General features: G+C 72.4%; 13 protein-coding genes. 6 read left to right on the forward strand and 7 right to left on the reverse strand.

Annotation, left to right across the window (positions count from 1 at the left end; translation table 11 throughout):
- Positions 1-61: 61 nt before the first annotated feature.
- Positions 62-2365 (reverse strand): FdhF/YdeP family oxidoreductase, encoded by a 2304-nt coding sequence (locus BGP73_RS03405; RefSeq protein WP_069811869.1) that lies wholly within the window; start codon positions 2363-2365, stop codon positions 62-64.
- Positions 2366-2537: 172 nt separating this feature from the next.
- Between BGP73_RS03405 and polA the strand changes: the two genes are divergently transcribed.
- Positions 2538-5327, forward strand: coding sequence for a DNA polymerase I (gene polA, locus BGP73_RS03410; RefSeq protein ID WP_069811870.1), 2790 nt, complete (start codon positions 2538-2540; stop codon positions 5325-5327).
- 183 nt (positions 5328-5510) lie between these two features.
- A complete protein-coding gene (locus BGP73_RS03415; protein WP_069811871.1) occupies positions 5511-6845 on the forward strand; it encodes a lytic transglycosylase domain-containing protein in 1335 nt (444 codons plus the stop codon).
- A gap of 23 nt (positions 6846-6868) precedes the next feature.
- On the opposite strand, the gene hrpB is transcribed toward BGP73_RS03415, so the two are convergent.
- Together hrpB and BGP73_RS03425 are read right to left on the reverse strand one after the other, a co-directional pair.
- On the reverse strand, positions 6869-9451 hold the full coding sequence (gene hrpB / locus BGP73_RS03420) for an ATP-dependent helicase HrpB (RefSeq protein ID WP_170837733.1): 2583 nt from the start codon (positions 9449-9451) through the stop codon (positions 6869-6871).
- Between the two features lie 82 nt (positions 9452-9533).
- A complete protein-coding gene (locus tag BGP73_RS03425) occupies positions 9534-10355 on the reverse strand; it encodes a class I SAM-dependent methyltransferase (protein WP_069811872.1) in 822 nt (273 codons plus the stop codon).
- Positions 10356-10765: 410 nt separating this feature from the next.
- On the opposite strand from BGP73_RS03425, the gene rpsA reads away from it, so the two are divergent.
- From rpsA to coaE, 3 genes are all read left to right on the forward strand, one after another.
- Positions 10766-12277 carry a 30S ribosomal protein S1 gene (gene rpsA / locus BGP73_RS03430; protein ID WP_069811873.1) on the forward strand — a complete coding sequence of 504 codons (1512 nt, stop codon included), beginning with the start codon at positions 10766-10768 and terminating at the stop codon, positions 12275-12277.
- 181 nt (positions 12278-12458) lie between these two features.
- Positions 12459-13400 carry a PAC2 family protein gene (locus BGP73_RS03435; RefSeq protein ID WP_069811874.1) on the forward strand — a complete coding sequence of 314 codons (942 nt, stop codon included), beginning with the start codon at positions 12459-12461 and terminating at the stop codon, positions 13398-13400.
- A gap of 20 nt (positions 13401-13420) precedes the next feature.
- The gene (gene coaE / locus BGP73_RS03440) at positions 13421-14026 is read left to right on the forward strand and encodes a dephospho-CoA kinase (RefSeq protein ID WP_069811875.1); all 606 of its coding nucleotides are present in this window, start codon (positions 13421-13423) and stop codon (positions 14024-14026) included.
- Positions 14027-14060: 34 nt separating this feature from the next.
- Here coaE and BGP73_RS03445 read toward each other — a convergent pair whose 3' ends face one another.
- The 4 genes from BGP73_RS03445 to BGP73_RS03460 all read right to left on the reverse strand — a co-directional run bounded on the left by BGP73_RS03445 (position 14061) and on the right by BGP73_RS03460 (position 17542).
- Positions 14061-14405 (reverse strand): hypothetical protein, encoded by a 345-nt coding sequence (locus tag BGP73_RS03445; protein WP_069811876.1) that lies wholly within the window; start codon positions 14403-14405, stop codon positions 14061-14063.
- A gap of 95 nt (positions 14406-14500) precedes the next feature.
- Complete coding sequence (locus BGP73_RS03450) at positions 14501-15073, reverse strand: DUF488 domain-containing protein (protein ID WP_069811877.1); 573 nt, start codon at positions 15071-15073, stop codon at positions 14501-14503.
- Between the two features lie 183 nt (positions 15074-15256).
- Positions 15257-16504 carry an aromatic acid exporter family protein gene (locus BGP73_RS03455; RefSeq protein ID WP_069811878.1) on the reverse strand — a complete coding sequence of 416 codons (1248 nt, stop codon included), beginning with the start codon at positions 16502-16504 and terminating at the stop codon, positions 15257-15259.
- A gap of 99 nt (positions 16505-16603) precedes the next feature.
- Positions 16604-17542, reverse strand: a complete 939-nt coding sequence (locus BGP73_RS03460) for a polysaccharide pyruvyl transferase family protein (RefSeq protein WP_079127161.1) — start codon at positions 17540-17542, stop codon at positions 16604-16606.
- Positions 17543-17854: 312 nt separating this feature from the next.
- On the opposite strand from BGP73_RS03460, the gene BGP73_RS03465 reads away from it, so the two are divergent.
- Complete coding sequence (locus tag BGP73_RS03465; protein WP_079127162.1) at positions 17855-18904, forward strand: NAD-dependent epimerase/dehydratase family protein; 1050 nt, start codon at positions 17855-17857, stop codon at positions 18902-18904.
- Positions 18905-18908: the final 4 nt, after the last annotated feature.

Here is an 18908-nt window from a genome sequence, read left to right on the forward strand (position 1 = left end):
CGAGGGCAGGGCGGCGCCGCTACCGGCGCCGCCCTGCCCTCCGTGCGCTTCCGGCCGACCGCTACCGGGCGGCCGGAGCGGCGGCCTCTTCGCGGTCGCCCGGCTCGATCCGTACGACGACGGACTTGCTGGCCGGGGTGTTGCTGGTGTCGGCCGTGGAATCCAGCGGCACGAGCACGTTGGTCTCCGGGTAGTAGGCGGCGGCGCAGCCCCGCGCAGTCGGGTAGTGGACCACCCGGAAGCCCGCCGCACGGCGCTCGACGCCGTCCCGCCACTCGCTGACCAGGTCGGCGTAGGCGCCGTCGGCCAGCCCCAGCCGTTCCGCGTCCTCCGGGTTGACCAGCACCACCCGGCGGCCGTTCTTGATGCCGCGGTAGCGGTCGTCGAGTCCGTAGATCGTGGTGTTGTACTGGTCGTGCGAGCGGAGCGTCTGGAGCAGCAGCCGGCCCTCGGGCAGCTCCGGGTACTCGATCGGCGCGGCGGTGAAGTTGGCCTTGCCGGTGGCGGTCGGGAAGGTGCGGTCGTCCCGAGGGCCGTGCGGCAGCACGAAGCCGCCCGGGCGGGAGATCTTCTCCTCGTAGTCCTCGAAGCCCGGCACCACCCGCGAGATCCGGTCGCGGATCTTCGAGTAGTCCTTCTCGAACTCCTCCCAGGGCGTCTTGCTGGCGTCGCCGAGCACCCGGCGGGCCAGCCGGCTGACGATGGCCGTCTCGGAGAGCAACTCCTTGCTCGCCGGCTCCAGCCGTCCGCGCGAGGCGTGCACCATGCCCATCGAGTCCTCGACCGTGACCACCTGCTCCCCGCTGGCCTGGAGGTCCCGCTCGGTGCGGCCGAGGGTGGGCAGGATCAGCGCGCGGGCTCCGGTCACCACATGGGACCGGTTCAGCTTGGTGGACACGTGGACGGTGAGCCGGGCGCGGCGCATCGCCGCCTCCGTGACCTCCGTGTCGGGCGAGGCGGAGACGAAGTTGCCGCCCATGGCGAAGAAGACCTTCGACTCGCCGTCCCGCAGCGCGCGGATGCCCCGGACGACGTCATGGCCGTGCCCGCGCGGCGGGGCGAACCCGAACTCCTTCTCCAGGGCGTCGAGGAACTCCTCGGGCGGACGTTCGAAGATGCCCATGGTGCGGTCGCCCTGGACGTTGCTGTGACCGCGGACGGGGCAGACGCCCGCGCCGGGGCGGCCGATGTTGCCGCGCAGCAGCAGGAAGTTGACGATCTCCCGGATGGTCGGCACCGAGTGCTTGTGCTGGGTCAGGCCCATCGCCCAGCAGACGACGACGGAGCGCGACTCCAGGACCATGCCCAGCGCCTGCTCGACGGCCTCCCGGTCGAGCCCGGTGGCGCGCAGCGTCTCCTCCCAGTCGGCGTCGCGCGCGGCGGCCGCGAACTCCTCGTAGCCGTGGGTGTGCTGCTGGATGAACTCCTCGTCCAGGGCGCCCTCGGTCTCCAGGATCAGCTTGTTCAACATCCTGAACAGCGCCTGGTCGCCGCCGAGCCGGATCTGCAGGAAGAGGTCGGTGAGGGCGGTGCCGCGGCTCAGGCCGAGCGGGGTCTGCGGGTTCTTGAACCGCTCCATCCCGGCCTCGGGGAGGGGGTTGACGGTGATGATCCGGGCGCCCTCCTTCTTGGCCCGCTCCAGCGCGGACAGCATCCGCGGGTGGTTGGTGCCCGGGTTCTGGCCGGCGACGATGATCAGGTCGGCGCGGTAGAGGTCCTCCAGCAGCACACTGCCCTTGCCGACGCCGATCGTCTCGCTCAGCGCCGAGCCGGAGGACTCGTGGCACATGTTGGAGCAGTCCGGCAGGTTGTTGGTGCCGAACTCGCGCGCGAAGAGCTGGTAGAGGAAGGCCGCCTCGTTGCTCGTCCGGCCGGAGGTGTAGAAGAGCGCCTCGTCCGGCGAGTCCAGGGCCCGGAGCTCCTCGGCGACGATGTCGAAGGCGCGCTCCCAGCTCACCGGCTCGTAGTGCTCGCCGCCCTTCTCCAGCAGCATCGGCTGGGTCAGCCGGCCCTGCTGGCCCAGCCAGTAGCCGCTCCGGTTCGCCAGGTCGGAGACCGGGTGGGAGGCGAAGAACTCCGCGGTGACCCGGCGTCGTGTGGCCTCTTCGGCGACGGCCTTCGCCCCGTTCTCACAGAACTCCGCCATATGGCGCTTGTCGCCTTCGGGCCAGGCGCAGCCGGGGCAGTCGAAACCGTCCTTCTGGTTGACCCGGAGCAGGGTCAGCGCGGTGCGCGTGGCACCCATCTGTCGGTTGGCGATCCGCAAGGTGTGGCCGATCGCGGGCAGGCCGGCGGCGGCGTGCTGCGGGGCGGTCACCTCCGGGGCGTCCTGGATCGGATCCCCGGCGGGGGGTTTCGATGCCATGTCGCTCTCCCTTCGGCCTGTCGAGCTGCGGATACGATCCGATGGTTGAAAAGCGATCCTCCCATGTACGCGGGGCGGTGGGTAGGGAGGGGTCGCTTCCGGCCGGGCTGCGGAAGGAGTGCTTCCGGTCGGCGCAGTCAAGGCTGTCAGTGAGTCGTGGCAGGATCGGGGCGTGGCACAGACAGCATCGAAGAAGACCGCAGCGACCGCCGCCCCCGACCCCGGGACCCCCAGCTCGGGAGAGCGGCCCCGCCTCCTCCTGCTGGACGGGCACTCCCTGGCGTACCGGGCCTTCTTCGCGCTGCCGGCGGAGAACTTCAGCACGGTCTCCGGGCAGCCGACCAACGCCATCTACGGCTTCGCCTCGATGCTGGCGAACACGCTCCGTGACGAACAGCCCACCCATCTCGCGGTCGCCTTCGACGTCTCCCGCAAGACGTGGCGCTCGGAGGAGTTCACCGACTACAAGGCCAACCGCTCCAAGGCCCCGGACGAGTTCAAGGGGCAGGTGGAGCTGATCGGCGAGCTGCTGGACACGATGAACGTCCCCCGCTTCGCGGTGGAGGGCTTCGAGGCGGACGACGTCATCGCCACCCTCGCCACCCAGGCGGAGGCCGAGGGGTTCGAGGTCTCGATCGTCACCGGGGACCGGGACACCTTCCAGCTCATCACCGACCACGTGACGGTGCTCTATCCCACCAAGGGCGTCTCCGAGCTGACCCGGTTCACCCCCGCCAAGGTCGAGGAGCGCTACCAGCTCACCCCGGCCCAGTACCCGGACTTCGCGGCCCTGCGCGGCGACCCCTCCGACAACCTCCCCGGCATCCCCGGGGTGGGGGAGAAGACCGCCACCAAGTGGATCAAGCAGTTCGGGTCCTTCGAGGCGCTGGTGGAGCGCGCCGACGAGATCAAGGGGAAGGTCGGGCAGAACCTCCGCGACCATCTGGACTCCGTCAGGCTCAACCGCCGGCTGACCGAGCTGATCCGGGACGTGGAGCTGCCGGCCGGCCCTGCCGAGCTGGTACGCGCCCCGTACGACCGGCAGGCCTTCGTCGTGCTGCTCGACGCCCTGGAGTTCCGGCACCCCAACTTCCGCGACCGGCTGATGGCCGCCGACCCCGGCGCCGCCGAGGCACAGCCGACACCGGTCGGCGCCGTGGAGGTGGAGGGGGAGCCGCTCGCCGCCGGCCAACTGGCCCCCTGGCTGGCGGAGCACGGCGGCCAGCAGCTCGGAGTGGCCACGGTCCACAGCTGGGCCCTGGGCAGCGGGGAGGTCCGGGAGATCGCCCTGGCGCTGGGCTCCGGCCCCGCCGTCTGGTTCGAGCCCTCCGAGATGGACGAAGCCGACGAGCGGGCCTTCGCCGCCTGGCTCGCCGACCCCGCCCGGCCGAAGGCCATGCACGACGCCAAGGCGGCGATGCGGTCCTTCGCCGAGCACGGCTGGCGGGTCGAGGGGGTCACCATGGACACCGCCCTCGCCGCCTACCTCGTCAAGCCGGGCCGCCGCTCCTTCCTGCTGGACGCGCTGTCCATCGAGTACCTGGGCCGGGAGCTGCGGACCCCGGTCGCCGACGACGGCCAACTCGCCTTCGGGGCCGAGGAACAGGCCGAACAGGACGCCCTGATGGCCCAGGCCCGGACGATCCTGGACCTCGCCGAGGTATTCGAGGAGAAGCTCCCGGAGGTCGAGGGTCCCACTGCCGCCCCCGCCGCGGGCGGCCCGCCCGCCGGCGCGACCGCCGATCTGCTGCGCGACGTCGAACTGCCGACCTCCGCACTGCTGGCCCGGATGGAACGCTCGGGCATCGCGGCCGACCGCGGCTGGCTGGACCGCATGGAGCAGCAGTTCGCCGGCGCCGTGCAGCAGGCCGTGCGGGAGGCGCACGCCGCGGTGGGCCATGAGTTCAACCTCGGCTCTCCGAAACAGCTCCAGGAAGTGCTCTTCGGAGAGCTCGGTCTGCCGAAGACCAAGAAGACCAAGACCGGTTACACGACCGACGCCGACGCGCTCGCCTGGCTCGCCACCCAGACCGACCACGAACTCCCCGTGATCATGCTGCGCCACCGGGAGCAGGCGCGGCTGCGCTCCACGGTCGAGGGTCTGATCAAGACGATCGCCCCGGACGGGCGGATCCACACCACCTTCAATCAGACGGTGGCCGCGACCGGCCGCCTCTCCTCCACCGACCCCAACCTGCAGAACATCCCGGTCCGCACCGACGAGGGCCGGGCCATCCGCCGCGGTTTCGTGGTGGGCGAGGGCTTCCAGTCCCTGATGACGGCGGACTACAGCCAGATCGAGCTGCGGGTCATGGCCCACCTCTCCGAGGACGAGGGCCTGATCGACGCCTTCACCTCCGGTGAGGACCTGCACACCACCGTCGCCTCACAGGTCTTCGGCGTCGCCAAGACCGAGGTGGACCCGGAGATGCGCCGCAAGATCAAGGCGATGTCCTACGGGCTCGCCTACGGGCTGTCCGCCTTCGGCCTGTCCCAGCAGCTCAACATCGCGCCGGAGGAGGCGCGCAGGCTGATGGACACCTTCTTCGAGCGCTTCGGCGGGGTGCGCGACTACCTGCGGCGGGCCGTGGTCGAAGCCCGGAACACCGGCTACACCGAGACGATGCTCGGCCGCCGCCGCTATCTGCCGGACCTCAACAGCGACAACCGCCAGCGCCGGGAGATGGCCGAGCGGATGGCGCTCAACGCCCCCATCCAGGGCACCGCGGCGGACATCGTGAAGATCGCGATGCTGCGGGTGGACGAGGCGCTGCGCGGCGGAGGGCTCAACTCGCGGATGCTGCTCCAGGTGCACGACGAGATCGTGCTCGAGATCGCGCCCGGAGAGGCGGACCGCGTGGAGGAGCTGGTCCGTACCGAGATGATCGGCGCGGTGTCGCTGCGGGCCCCGCTGGACGTGTCGGTCGGCCGCGGGGCGGACTGGGAGTCGGCGGCGCACTGACCCCCGCCCCCCGGTGGCCGCAGACGGCCGGACACCTTGCCGCCGGGGGCGGTGCTTGCCGTAGGGTCACCCAAAGTCCCCACACACGTCGGGTCGTTGGGGGCGGGACGGTGAGCGGGTGGGCCGTGCGGAGAGCGGGGGAGCGACCTCGCCCCGAGGCCCCGGACGGAGGGGGAGCCAAGGATGGCAGCGGAACTCGGGCGCCGACTGCGCAGGGGAGCGGCGACGACCGCGGTGGCGGCCGTCGCCATGGCGGCACTGACCGCCTCGCAGGCCCCCGGACTCCTCCGAGCCGATCCGGAGCCACCGGCCGGCTCCGCGCCCACCGAGGAGCCGCCCATCGACGGAGGCTCCGAATACCACACCGAACTCCCGCCGCTCCGGACGCCGGAGAAGGGCGAGAGCAAACCCGAGAAGCCGGCGACCGAGGCGGGTATCCCGGCCACCGTGCTCGACGCCTACCGGAAGGCCGAGTCCCAGCTGAAGAGCAGCAACCCCGGCTGCAACCTGAGGTGGGAACTGCTGGCCGCCATCGGCAGGGTCGAGTCCGGCCAGGCCCGCGGCGGCAACGTGGACTCCGAGGGGACCACTCTCAAGCCGATTCTCGGTCCGCGCCTCGACGGCAACGGCTTCGCCGAGATACGGGATACCGACGGCGGCGAGTACGACGGGGACCCGGTCTACGACCGTGCTGTGGGCCCCATGCAGTTCATCCCCTCGACCTGGGCCAACTGGGGTGCGGACGGCAACGGGGACGGCCGGAAGGACCCGAACAACATCTACGACGCGGCACTGGCCGCCGGGCGGTACCTGTGCGCCAACGGGCGCGACCTCTCGGTCAGGAACGATCTGGAGCAGGCCATCCTGGGCTACAACCGCTCCAGCGAGTACCTCCGAACCGTCCTGACCTGGTACGAGTACTACCGCAAGGGCACTCACGAAGTGCCCGACAACACGGGCGTGCTGCCCACCTCGCCCGGGGCGGGCTCCGACCGGCCCGGCGGTTCCGGGGGCTCGGGCGGCCCGCGCCACTCCCCGCGCCCCGGCTCCCCGGGGGAATCGAGCGGCTCGCCCCGACCGACGGTCTCGGCCACCGGCAGTATCGAGCCCTCGCCCACCGCCTCGCCCACCGCCTCGCCCACCCCCTCGGACACCGGCACCGCGGAGCCGGGTGAGCCCAGCCCCACCCCGACCGTCTGCCCCACGGACTCCGCCTCGCCGACGCCTACCGCCTCTCCGTCGCCGAGCCCGAGCAGTTCGCCGTCGCCCACCACATCCCCCATACCCACGCCCACCGTGACGGCTTCGCCCAGCCCCACCGCCTCACCGACCGCCTCCCCGACGCCGACCCCCACGCCCTCGCCGAGCGACGGCGAGACCGGCTCCCCGTCGCCCAGCCCGACCGGTGAGGACCCGTGCCCGGGTGGCGACGACGGGAGCGAGGGCACGGAGCCGAGCCCCCGGCCTTCCCCCAGCACCACCATCGCGGCGCTCGGCACCACCCGGCCGACCTACTGACCGAGCGGAGCCGGGCGGCCAGGTCAGCGGGCGGCCCGGCTCTTCGTGTGACGGGTCGGCTCCGCCGTGGACGGGTCCTCGGGCCAGGGATGCCGGGGATACCGGCCGCGCAACTCCGCCCGCACGGAGCGGTACCCCTCCCGCCAGAAGGACGCCAGATCGGCGGTGACAGCCGCCGGCCGGCCGGCCGGCGAGAGCAGGTGGATCAGGAGCGGCACCCGTCCGCCGGCGATCCGGGGGCCCTGCGACCACCCGAAGAGCTCCTGCAGCTTCACGGCCAGTACGGGCTGCTCGCCGCTGTAGTCGACACGGACCCGCGATCCGCTCGGCACCTCGACCCGCTCGGGCGCCAACTCGTCCAGCAGCGCCGCCTCACCGCTGGCCCACGGGAGCAGACTCCGCAGGGCCTCGCCCGCGTCGAGCCGCTCCAGGTCGGCTCGGCTGCGGGCCCGGGCGAAGGCCGGGCCCAGCCAGCTCTCCGGTTCGGCCAGCAGCGCCCGGTCCGACACCTCGGGCCACGGCTCGCCGAGTTCCCGGTGGAGGAAGGCGAGCCGCCGGCGCAACTCGGTCGCCTGCCGTGACCAGTGCAGCAGCCCGAGTCCCCGCCGCCGCAACCCGTCCAGCAGAGCGGTCCGCACCAGCGCCGGAGCCGGGGCGGCCAGCGGGCGTGCCGAGAGCTCGATCGCCCCGAGTCGTTCGACGCTCCGGGCGATGACATCCGCCCGCTCCGCCGACCAGCCGACCTCCTCCTCCGCGGTGTGCAGCGGCGCGGCGGCCAGCAGGGCAGACTCCTCGTCCACCACCGCGGCCAGCCGGATACGGGCCGACGGCGCGGCCACCGGCCGGTCCGCAACGGCCACCGCCAGCCACGGAGCGGCGGCCAGCGCGGAGCCGGCCACGAGTTCCGCCCGGGTCCCGCTGGCCATCAGATAGGACCCGGGGCCACGGGACCGGGCCACCCGCTCCGGGAAGGCGAGGGCCGCGACCAGCCCGGCGCAGGCGTCGTCACCGCGCCCGGCCCCGGGACCGGCGGGTGCCGATCCGCCGGAGCGCAGGGCGCTCTCCAACCGGCGGGCCTCCCGGCGCCACCGGGCGGGATAGCCGTCGCTGCCGCCGCCGCGCACCGCACGCCAGACCGTCGCCAGGTCGTCTCCCAGCCCGCGCGGCGGTTCCTCCGAGAGGAGTGCCACGAGCTCCGCCGCCCGTCGCGCCCCCAACTCCTCCGCACCGTCCAGCAGCGCCCTGGCGAGCCGCGGGTGGAGCCCTGACCGGGCCATCCGGACCCCGCGTTCGGTGGCCCGCCCGGCGGCGTCGAGCGCCCCGATCGCGGTCAGCACCTCGCCGGCGGCGGCCATCGCCCCCTCCGGCGGCGGGTCCAGCAGAGCCAGTCCGCGGGCCCCTGGATCGCCCCAACAGGCCGCCCACAGGGCGAACGCCGAGAGGTCCGCGACCTCGATCTCCGGAGCGGGCCACCGCGGCAACCGCTCGTCCTCGGACTCGGACCAGCACCGGTAGACCGTTCCGGGCGCCTCGCGCCCGGCCCGTCCGGCGCGCTGCCGGGTCGAGGCCCTGGAGGCCCGTACGGTCGTCAGCGCGCTCAGCCCGCGGGCTTGGTCCACCCGCGGTTCCCGGGCCAGGCCGGCGTCCACCACCGCCCGCACCCCGGGCACGGTCAGGCTGGACTCGGCGACGGACGTGGCGAGCACCACCCGCCGCCCGTCCCCGCCGGCCAGCGCCGCGTCCTGGACGGCCGCGGGGGAGCGTCCGTGCACCTGGAGCACCTCGACGCCGGCGCCGACCAGGTCGGTCGCGACCCGCGCGATCTCGGCCACGCCGGGAAGGAAGCAGAGCACGTCGCCCTCCTGCTCCCGCAGGGCGCGCCGGACGGTGGCGGCCACATGCCTCAGCAGGTCCGGATCCACCCGGGTGCCGTGCGGCGGGCGCACCGGCCGGGGCGGCGGGGCCCACACGACGGCCACCTCGTGGGAGCCGCCGGCGGCCTCGACGACGGGGGCGGTCGCCGGGGGGCGGCGCGCCCCCTCGCCGGGTTCCGGGCCGCCGTCCGCGCCCAGCAGCCGGGCCCACCCCTCGGCGTCGGTGGTCGCCGAGGCGGCGACCAGCCGCAGCTCGGGGCGGAGGGCGGCCCGCACATCCAGTAGGAAGGCCGCGGCGGTGTCCGCGTCCAGATGGCGCTCGTGGCACTCGTCGATCAGTACGGTGTCCACCCCGGCCAGCTCCTGGTCCCGCTGCAACCGCTGCAGCAGCACCCCGGTGGTCACCACCTCCAGCACCGTCCCGGGACCGACCCGCCGCTCGCCGCGCACGGTGAAGCCGACCCGCCCCCCGACCTCCTCACCCAGGAGCCAGGCCATCCGCCGGGCCGCCGCCCGGGCCGCGATCCGCCGTGGTTCGGCCACCAGGACGCGGCCGGTGCGGGCGGACGTCCCGGGGAGCAGGCCGGCCAGGGCCAGCGGGACTGCGGTGGTCTTGCCGGTGCCCGGTGGGGCGCACAGCACGGCGGTCCCCCAGCGGTCGAGCTCGGCCAGCAGGCGGGGCAGCGCGGCGCGGACGGGGAGCGAGGCGAGGGCGTCGGTCCGGATGCTCACCGGACCATCCTCGCAGCGCCCCGCCCGGCTCCGGGTGGCACCTCAGGTCGACTCCGGCGACCGTGCGGCCCCTCGGAGTCGTTCAGTCTCGTTCGCAGACGAAGATCGCGGTTCCGGGGAGGAGCTCTCCCCGCAGCGGGGACCAGCCGCCCCACTCCTGGGTGTTCCAGGCTGGCCACTCGGGCTCCACGAGGTCGAGCAGCCGGAAACCGCCCGCGACCACGTCCCGCACCCGGTCACCGAGGGTCCTGTGGTGCTCGACGTACACGGCCCGGCCTTCGGCGTCCTGCTCGACGTAGGGCGTGCGGTCGAAGTAGGAGCCCGAGACGGTCAGCCCCTCGGGCCCCGGCTCGTCCGGGAAGGCCCAGCGGAACGGATGGGTCACCGAGAACACCCAGCGTCCTCCGGGGCGCAGCACCCGCCGCACCTCCCGCAGCACCCGGACCGGCTCGGCCACGAAGGGCAGCGCTCCGAAGGCGGAGCAGGCGAGGTCGAAGGAGCCGTCCCGGAACGGCAGGGCGGCGGCGTCGGCCTGGACCAGGGGGACCGGCGGGGCGGCCGGGTTCGCCAGATCCATCCGGCGCGCGTGGCGGAGCTGGCGGTGGGAGAGGTCCAGGGCGACCGGTCGGGCACCGCGGGCCGCGAGCCACCGGGAGCACTGCGCCGCCCCGGCACCGACCTCCAGCACGTCCCGCCCCCGCAGCGAGGCGGCCGGTCCGAGCAGGGCCGCCTCGTCCTCGCTGAGGCCCTCCGGGCCCCAGACGAAGCGGTCGTCACCGAGGAAGCCGCCGTGCTCCTCCTGGTAGTCGTCGGCGTTCCGGTCCCACCAGCCCCGGTTGGCCCGGCTGCTCTCGGCAGGGCCCGCCTCGCGCCGTACCGCCTCTGCATCGTCCTCTTGGATCATCGTGCCCGTCGTCGTAGTCTTCGTCGGTGGAACGGGTCGGCACCAGCGTCCGCGCACTGCGTCGCCGGGCACCGGACGGCGTAGGTAGGGGGTCGACCGACCACCCGGACCCCCGCTTCTCGGGTGACTTCTGCCTGATATGGGTGATTCCGACCCAGGTATGGCTCTTCGTGCATTGACCGTCTCCGGTCGCCCCCGTATGCTACAAGTTGCGCTGCGGGCCTGCGCGCCTCAGACAGAGCAGGTCGCGCTCGCATTTGTCGCATGTCCCCTCAGCTGTCGAGGCGTCTCCTGATCTTCCAGTGAGAGAAGAGACGTCCTCCCCGGGCTGTTCGGCTTCGGCGGTGCGATACGGGTTCTCGGCGTAGCAGTACCTACGACTCAATGTCCGTACCGGAGCCCTTTCCCACATGACGAGCAGCACCGAGGCAACCCCCACCACCCCGCAGGTGGCGGTCAACGACATCGGTTCCGAGGAAGCCTTCCTCGCCGCGATCGATGAGACGATCAAGTACTTCAACGACGGCGATATTGTCGACGGCGTGATCGTGAAGGTCGACCGGGACGAGGTCCTGCTCGACATCGGCTACAAGACCGAAGGCGTCATCCCCTCCCGCGAGCTCTCGATCAAGCACGACGTCGACCCGAACGAGGTCGTGGCCGTCGGTGACGAGATCGAGGCCCTGGTCCTCCAGAAGGAGGACAAGGAAGGCCGCCTGATCCTCTCGAAGAAGCGCGCGCAGTACGAGCGCGCTTGGGGCACCATCGAGAAGATCAAGGAAGAGGACGGGATCGTCACCGGTACGGTCATCGAGGTCGTCAAGGGTGGTCTCATCCTCGACATCGGCCTCCGTGGCTTCCTCCCGGCCTCCCTGGTCGAGATGCGTCGCGTCCGCGACCTCCAGCCCTACGTGGGCAAGGAGCTCGAGGCGAAGATCATCGAGCTGGACAAGAACCGCAACAACGTGGTCCTGTCCCGCCGTGCCTGGCTCGAGCAGACCCAGAGCGAGGTCCGCCAGACCTTCCTCACCACCCTCCAGAAGGGCCAGGTCCGTTCGGGCGTCGTGTCCTCGATCGTCAACTTCGGTGCGTTCGTGGACCTGGGCGGCGTCGACGGTCTGGTGCACGTCTCCGAGCTGTCCTGGAAGCACATCGACCACCCCTCCGAGGTGGTCGAGGTCGGCCAGGAGGTCACGGTCGAGGTGCTGGACGTCGACATGGACCGCGAGCGCGTGTCCCTGTCGCTCAAGGCGACCCAGGAAGACCCGTGGCAGCAGTTCGCCCGGACCCACCAGATCGGGCAGGTCGTCCCCGGCAAGGTCACCAAGCTGGTGCCGTTCGGTGCGTTCGTCCGTGTCGACGAGGGTATCGAGGGCCTGGTGCACATCTCCGAGCTGGCCGAGCGCCACGTGGAGATCCCGGAGCAGGTCGTCCAGGTCAACGACGAGATCTTCGTCAAGGTCATCGACATCGACCTCGAGCGCCGTCGCATCAGCCTCTCGCTGAAGCAGGCGAACGAGTCCTTCGGTGCCGACCCGACGGCGGTCGAGTTCGACCCGACCCTGTACGGCATGGCCGCGTCCTACGACGACCAGGGCAACTACATCTACCCCGAGGGCTTCGACCCCGAGACCAACGACTGGCTCGAGGGTTACGAGAAGCAGCGTGAGGAGTGGGAGCGCCAGTACGCCGAGGCGCAGGCCCGCTTCGAGCAGCACCAGGCGCAGGTGGTCAAGTCCCGCGAGGCCGACGAGCAGGCAGCGGCCGAGGCCGGCAGCGGTGGTTCCGCCCAGGGCGGTAACTCCGGTGGCGGTAACTCCGGTGGCTCCTACTCCTCGGAGTCGGCGGACAACTCCGGCGCCCTGGCTTCGGACGAGGCCCTGGCCGCGCTCCGGGAGAAGCTGGCGGGCGGCCAGAGCTGACGCTCCGGCTCCCCGGCTGCTCACCCCCTCAGGGCTGAACAGCTGAACAAGATGTATACGGTAAGGCCCGCTCTCCACGTGAGGGCGGGCCTTGCCGTTGCCGGTGCCGGGGCCCGGCGCCGACAGGAATGCCGTGCGGGCGTGCCGCGTTTGAACGGACAGACTTGAGAAGGACGGTGCTGTGCGAAATCCTCGGGACCTGTACGAGTGGGAACGGAGCGGACTCGCGGCCATCGACGCGGCGCGGGACCGGTACTCCGCCGGACTGGTGCTGCTGTACCACTTCGAGGGGTACATCGACGCGGGAGAGACCGGCGACCAGATCATCGAACGGCTACTGGAAGGCCTGCCCAGGCAGCCCGTCGCCCGCTTCGACGTGGACCGGCTGATCGACTACCGGGCCCGCCGGCCGCTGCTGACCTTCGAGCGGAACCGCTGGACCGCGTACGACATGCCGCGCCTGGAGGTCAACCTGGTGCGGGACGCGACGGCGACCCCGTTCCTCCTGCTCTCCGGCCCCGAACCGGACGTCGAGTGGGAACGCTTCACGGCGGCCGTCATCCAGATCGTGGAACGCCTCGGGGTGCGGCTCTCGGTGAACTTCCACGGCATCCCCATGGGGGTGCCGCACAGCCGGCCGGTTGGCATAACCCCGCACGGCAACCGGGCGGACCTCGTGCCCGGGCACGGAGTCGTCTTCGAACAGGCCCAGGTGCCCGGCAGCGCCGAGTCCCTGGTTGAGTTCCGACTCACGGAGGCCGGGCACGACGTCCTGGGGGTCGCGGCGCACGTGCCGCACTACGTCGCCCGATCGCCGTATCCGGACGCGGCGCTCACGGCGCTGGAGGCGATCACAGCGGCCACCGGCCTCGTGCTGCCCGGCATCGCCCAGGGACTCCGCACCGCCGCCCAGCGGACCCAGAGCGAGATCGAACGCCAGATCAGCGAGGGCAACGACGAGTTGGTCAGCCTGGTGCGAGGTCTGGAGAACCAGTACGACGCGGTGGCCGGGGCCGAGAGCCGGGGCAACCTGGTGGCCGAACCCTCCCAACTGCCGTCCGCCGAGGAGATCGGCCAGGAGTTCGAGCGGTTCCTCGCCGAGCGCGAGGGAGAGACCGGCTGAGCCGGACGTAGGCTGACCACATGCTGAAGGTGGGACTGACAGGCGGGATCGGCGCGGGCAAGAGCGAGGTGTCCCGGCTGCTCGCCGCCCGCGGGGCGGTGGTCATCGACGCCGACCGGATCGCCCGGGAGGTGGTGGAGCCGGGCACCCCCGGTCTCGCGGCGGTGGTCGGCGAGTTCGGCCCCGAGGTGCTGGCACCCGACGGCTGCCTCGACCGGCCGGGACTCGCCTCCATCGTCTTCGCCTCCGCCGAGCGGCTGCAGGCGCTCAACGCCATCGTCCACCCGCTGGTGCGCGACCGGTCGGCGGAGCTGGAGGCAGCCGCCGCCGAGGACGCCATCGTCGTGCACGACGTGCCGCTCCTCGCCGAGAACGGCCTCGCCTCGCTCTACGACCTCGTCGTCGTGGTGGACGCGGCGCCGGAGACGCAGATGGACCGGTTGGTGCGGCTCCGCGGCATGACGGAGGACGAGGCCCGGTCCCGGATGGCGGCGCAGGCGACCAGAGAGGAACGCCTGGCCGTCGCCGACCTGGTGATCAGCAACGACGGTCCGCTGGAGGATCTGGAACCTCAGGTCGGGCGGCTGTGGCGGGAACTGACGACCCGCACGGGAGCCGGCGGGTGACCCCCGCCGCTGAGCGCTCCCGCTGACCGCCACCTCAGAGCAGGGACTGGGCCAGCGCCGTGGAGGTGACGGCCAGGAAGAGTCCGCACCAGGAGGCGGAGGCCGACTCCCGCCGCCATCCGTACCAGGCGGCGGCGCCACCCCCGGTGGCCATCAGCGCCACGGCCAGCCGGCCCCAGGTGAAGTGCTCGGTACAGGCGGAGAAGACCAGCAGGCCGGCGAAGACGACGGCGAGCAGTGAGCTGAAGAGCAGCGAAGCCAGTCCCACCTGACGGTTGAAGCCCTCCGGATGGTTGTCCGCGTGCCTCTCCCGGGGGCGGAGCGGGGCACCCGGCTGCCCTCCACGGCCCGGGCCTGGGCCGTCCTCACGGCCGATCATGACGGTCCCCTAACGCTGCGTGAGTCCCGCCACTGTCCGTGTGCGGGCCGGTACTGTCCGAGTGTTTGTTAGCACGTCCGGTACCGGTCGACCAACTATCGGTCCGGTGGGCCGGGGTAGTGCAGGAGCCCGTCACTGCCGAGCCTGGCGCCCGAGGTCGGCTGGTGTTCCGTCATGCGGCCGTCGTGAGCCAGGTGGAGCACGGGTGTCCGGCGGGCCAGGACGGCGAAGTCGGCGATGATCCGTCGATGGCAGCGCCACCAGAGGGTCTCGCCGCACATCACCGCATGGCGGTTGGACCGCGCGTCGTGGAGCAGTTCGTCCATGGCGGCGACGAACTCCGGGTCCCTGGTGTAGCCGGCGTAGCCACGGAAGGAATCGTTGCGCCAGAAGGTGTCCGGCGCGTCCGCCGCCACCTTCCGGAAACCGCCCAGTCGCGGTTCCCACCGGTAGTCGATGCCGGATTCCGGAAGCCACTGGCTCAGCGCGGACCTCCCCACATCGGGATTGCGTCGGCTGCCCGGGGCGGTGCGGACGTCCACGACGGTCGCCACTTCGGCGCCGAGCAGCAGGGAAGCCAACTCCTCGCGTCCGGCGGTGCCGTGCCCGAAGGTGAGCAGCGGCGGTGGGTCGGAGGGCGAGGAGGGGGGCCGGGGGGCGCTCGGCATACCGCCCAGTCTTCCAGCCGCCCGAGGAAACGGGGGGTAGCCACCGCCGGTGCGGTGGGGATCGGAGACCGGCTGAGGGGAGCCGCCCAGCCGTCCCCGCACCTCCGCCGCGAGGCCCGCCCAGTCCCCGCGGCGGGTCGGGTGCGGGACCCGCTCCCGGTGGGCCCGCCCCCGCTGCCGCGGTCAGAACGGGCTTCGGCTGGGCGGACGGACCTCCCGGCCGGGGCGGCCCAGCGAGATGAACTGCTTGATCCGAGCCAGGCGGGGGTGGCCCTCGACCTGCTCCCGGGAGTAGCGGTCGAGTTCCTCGGCCAGCCGTAGCGAACGCTTCTCCACGTCGAGCTCGTCCAGGATCCGGTCGACCCCGGCAAGCAGCGACCCGTGCAGCTGCCACTGGCGCGGATGCTGCTGGACACCGGCGAGCAGCAGGTGGGCGAGGCGTTCCCGGGTCTCGTGGCTCGCCGACAGCTCGGCCAGCAGACGGGCCTCCGCGACCTCGGCGTCGGCGGTGACATCGGTGGTGATCAGCAGCGAGAACGCCTCGATGGCACCGGCCACATGCCGGAGGAGCCCCTCCAGGGCCTCGGCCTCCTCCGGAGGGAACAACTCCTCCTCGGTCCGGTTCTTGGCCAGATCGGTGATGGTGCGCGCTATGACGCGCAGCGCCACGGCGCAGACCTCCACGGTGTCCAGACCGGTGCGGAGGACGACGCGGGAGAGCAGGCCCTCGCGGACGCGGGGGTTGAGTCTCAGACTCTCCTCGGCCTGGGTGAGGGCGGCGTCCACCTGCACGATGTCCTGGTCGAGCTGGCGTGCCTCGTGGAGGCGGGCGGCAGCGAGGTCCACCGGGGTGTGTCCACCGAGCTGCTCACCCATGCGGAGCAGCAACTGCCGCATCCGGTTGGTGAGGCCCCCGATCGCTTCTCCGGCCGACTCGGTCCAGACCGGCGGCACGAACAGCACGTTGAACAGCAGCCCGACCACGGCGCCGATCAGCGTCTCCAGCACCCGGTCCCAGGCTGTGGCCGCGACCCGGCTGACGCTCACGCCCAGCACCAGCATGGCGCTGATCGCCACCTCCGGCACGAACTCGTTCACCCGTACGATATGGCCGATGGTCAGCGAGGCGAGGATGAGCAGTCCCAGACTCCACCAGCTCAGCCCGACCAGTGAGCTGAAGCCGACGGCCACCAGGACGCCCACCACCACGGCGTTCACCCTCCGGATACCCCGGGTGAGGGTGGCGTAGAGGGTGACCTGCACGACCAGCAGGCTGGTCAGCGGAGCCAGCAGGGGGACCTTCGCGTTGCTCAGCCAGAGCGCCGCCACATAGCTGAGCACCGCGGCGACCGTGGAACGCACCGTCTGCACGACCACAGGTTCCTTGCGGCGCCGGACCAGGGCGATGACGGGTTGGGGCACATCGGGCACGCCTTCTCCGTTCCCGTTCCGCGCTCCGAGCGGACCGGGTCCGACCGCCTGCCACCCGAGTGCTCCGCCGCCATGGGCCGACCGAAGGAGAGCCGCCTATCAGCCGGCGCGCAGCGACCGGCGCCGGTGCCGCAGCAGCCGGGACCGCCGTCGGGCGGCGGCGAGTCCGGCGGGCGACAGGCACCACTCCCACCACTGCCCCAGCGCCGTCTCGGTCACCTCGGAGGTCTGGAGGAGGGCGGGCCAGCGCAGAGCGCTCGCCTGGGCGGAGACCTTGGCGCCGCCCCGCACGGGGTCGACCGCCAGCACCGGGGTGCCGACCCGCAGGGCCAGCACCATGCCGTGCAGGCGCGTGGTCAGGACGATGTCGAGCCGCTCCAGGAGCGCCAGCAGCTGCTCCGGCGTCGCACAGTGCCGCCAGTCCCGGGTGTCCAGCCGGGTGTCGGCCTCCACCGGAGTGCAGTCCCGTTCGCCGATCCACCGGGTCAGCGTCGCGGAGAGCTCCGAGTGGCGCCGCCGTCCGCCGTACTCGCCCTGCCCGCCGGAGAGGATCACCCCCGCCACCGGGGGCCGGTCCCCGAGGACGGCGACCACCGAGAGGTCGGTCCGGGACGGGCCGGTGGGGCCGTCCCGGGGCAGGACGCGGTGGAAGCCGGTGACGGCCGGGTCCGCCGGATCCACGACGGAGACGTCGACGGCCACCCGGTGGCACCGGGAGAAACGGCGGTGCAGCTCGGCCACCCGCGGTCCGTGCGCCGGTCCGCAGACGAACAGCAGTTGGTCGTAGGCGGCGGGGTCGACGTCCGCCAGATGGAGCGCTCCCGGGGCGAAACCGGGACTCCAGGCGGTGTCGTGGAGGACTCCCCAACAGTCGAGCCGCTCCGAGACGAGCCGCCAGGCCAGCACGTCTCCGGCGGTCGCCTCGCCGTCTCGGAAACTGAACCAGCCGGTCAGCAGGGTGCGGCGGCGGCCCGCGGTGGCCCCCCGCAGCTCGTCCAGGGTCCCCGGCACCGTCGGCGCCGGCTGGTTCTCTCCCATCCTTCTCCCATCCCGGTGTCCGCTGCTCCGCCGCCCCGGCAGGCTTCGCGGGCCGCCGGGGCGCCCAGGCCTTGAGGACGGTCGTCCCGGGGTGCGGGCCGGTCGGCCTGGCGAGGGTGACGGGTACCCCGTGCCACCGGCGGTAGTGGTCGTCAAGGTGTGAAGGCGGGAGCTGGGGGGACTCGCGGTGGCGAACACCGTCGGCAGCGTCCGCGGGAAGCCCCGGGACGGCCGTGGCCGACGGAGCCGACCGACCACGGCGAGGCGGCCGCACGGCCGCGCGAGCCCGAGCGTGGAAGGAAGGTCCGCCTGATGGTCCCCATACCGACGCGAGCCTCCTGGCGACGTGCCGCGGTGACGGGCGGTGCTGGTTTCCTCGGTTCCCATCTCTGCGAGCGTCTGGTCGACTCCGGGGTGGAGGTCGACTGCGTCGACAACCTCTCCTCCGGGTCCCGGGAGAACGTTCGGCACCTGCTCGGCCGCCCGGGCTTCCGCTTCCTGGAGTGCGACGTCTCTTCCTCCGAGTGCCTCGACCGGCTCGACGGCGACTACGACCTCGTCCTCCACTTCGCCTGCCCCGCCTCCCCGGCCGACTACCTGCGCATGCCGCTGGAGACCCTGGAGGTCGGCAGCTCAGGCACCCGCAATGCGCTCGCCGTCGCCCATCGGGACGGTGCGCGGTTCCTGCTCGCCTCCACCTCCGAGGTGTACGGCGATCCGCTCGTGCACCCGCAGCGGGAGGACTACTGGGGCAACGTCAACCCGGTCGGTCCGCGCAGTGTCTACGACGAGTCCAAGCGCTTCTCGGAGGCGCTGGTCACCGCGGAGGCCCGCGCCCGCGGCACGGACGCCGGGATCGTCCGGATCTTCAACACCTACGGGCCTCGGATGCGCTCCCACGACGGCCGGGCCGTCCCCACCTTCATCTGCCAGGCGCTGGCGGGGGAGCCGGTGACCATCGCCGGCGACGGGGAGCAGACCCGCTCGCTCTGCTACGTGGACGACACCGTGGAGGGGGTGCTGCTGGTGGCGGCGAGCCGTTCGGTGCGCCCGGTCAACATCGGTGCCACCGACGAGGCCAGTGTCGCTGAGATCGCCCACCGGGTGCTGGAGCTGACCGGTTCGTCCTCCCTCCCGCGGTACGTGGAGCGCCCCACCGACGACCCCGAACGGCGTCGGCCGGACACCACGCTCGCCCGCGAGCTGCTCGGCTGGTCGCCCAGCGTCCCCTGGGAGGAGGGGCTCAGACGGACCGTCGAGTACTTCGCCGAGCAGCTGGAGGACCAGCGGCTCCCCCGGATCCGGAGTGCCGGCACGGGGCTCCGCAGCGCTTTCTCCGAAGAGCCGGCCCCGCAGCCCTGACGGA

The organism is Streptomyces sp. TP-A0874 (genome assembly GCF_001748085.1).
GTDB lineage: Bacteria > Actinomycetota > Actinomycetes > Streptomycetales > Streptomycetaceae > Streptomyces.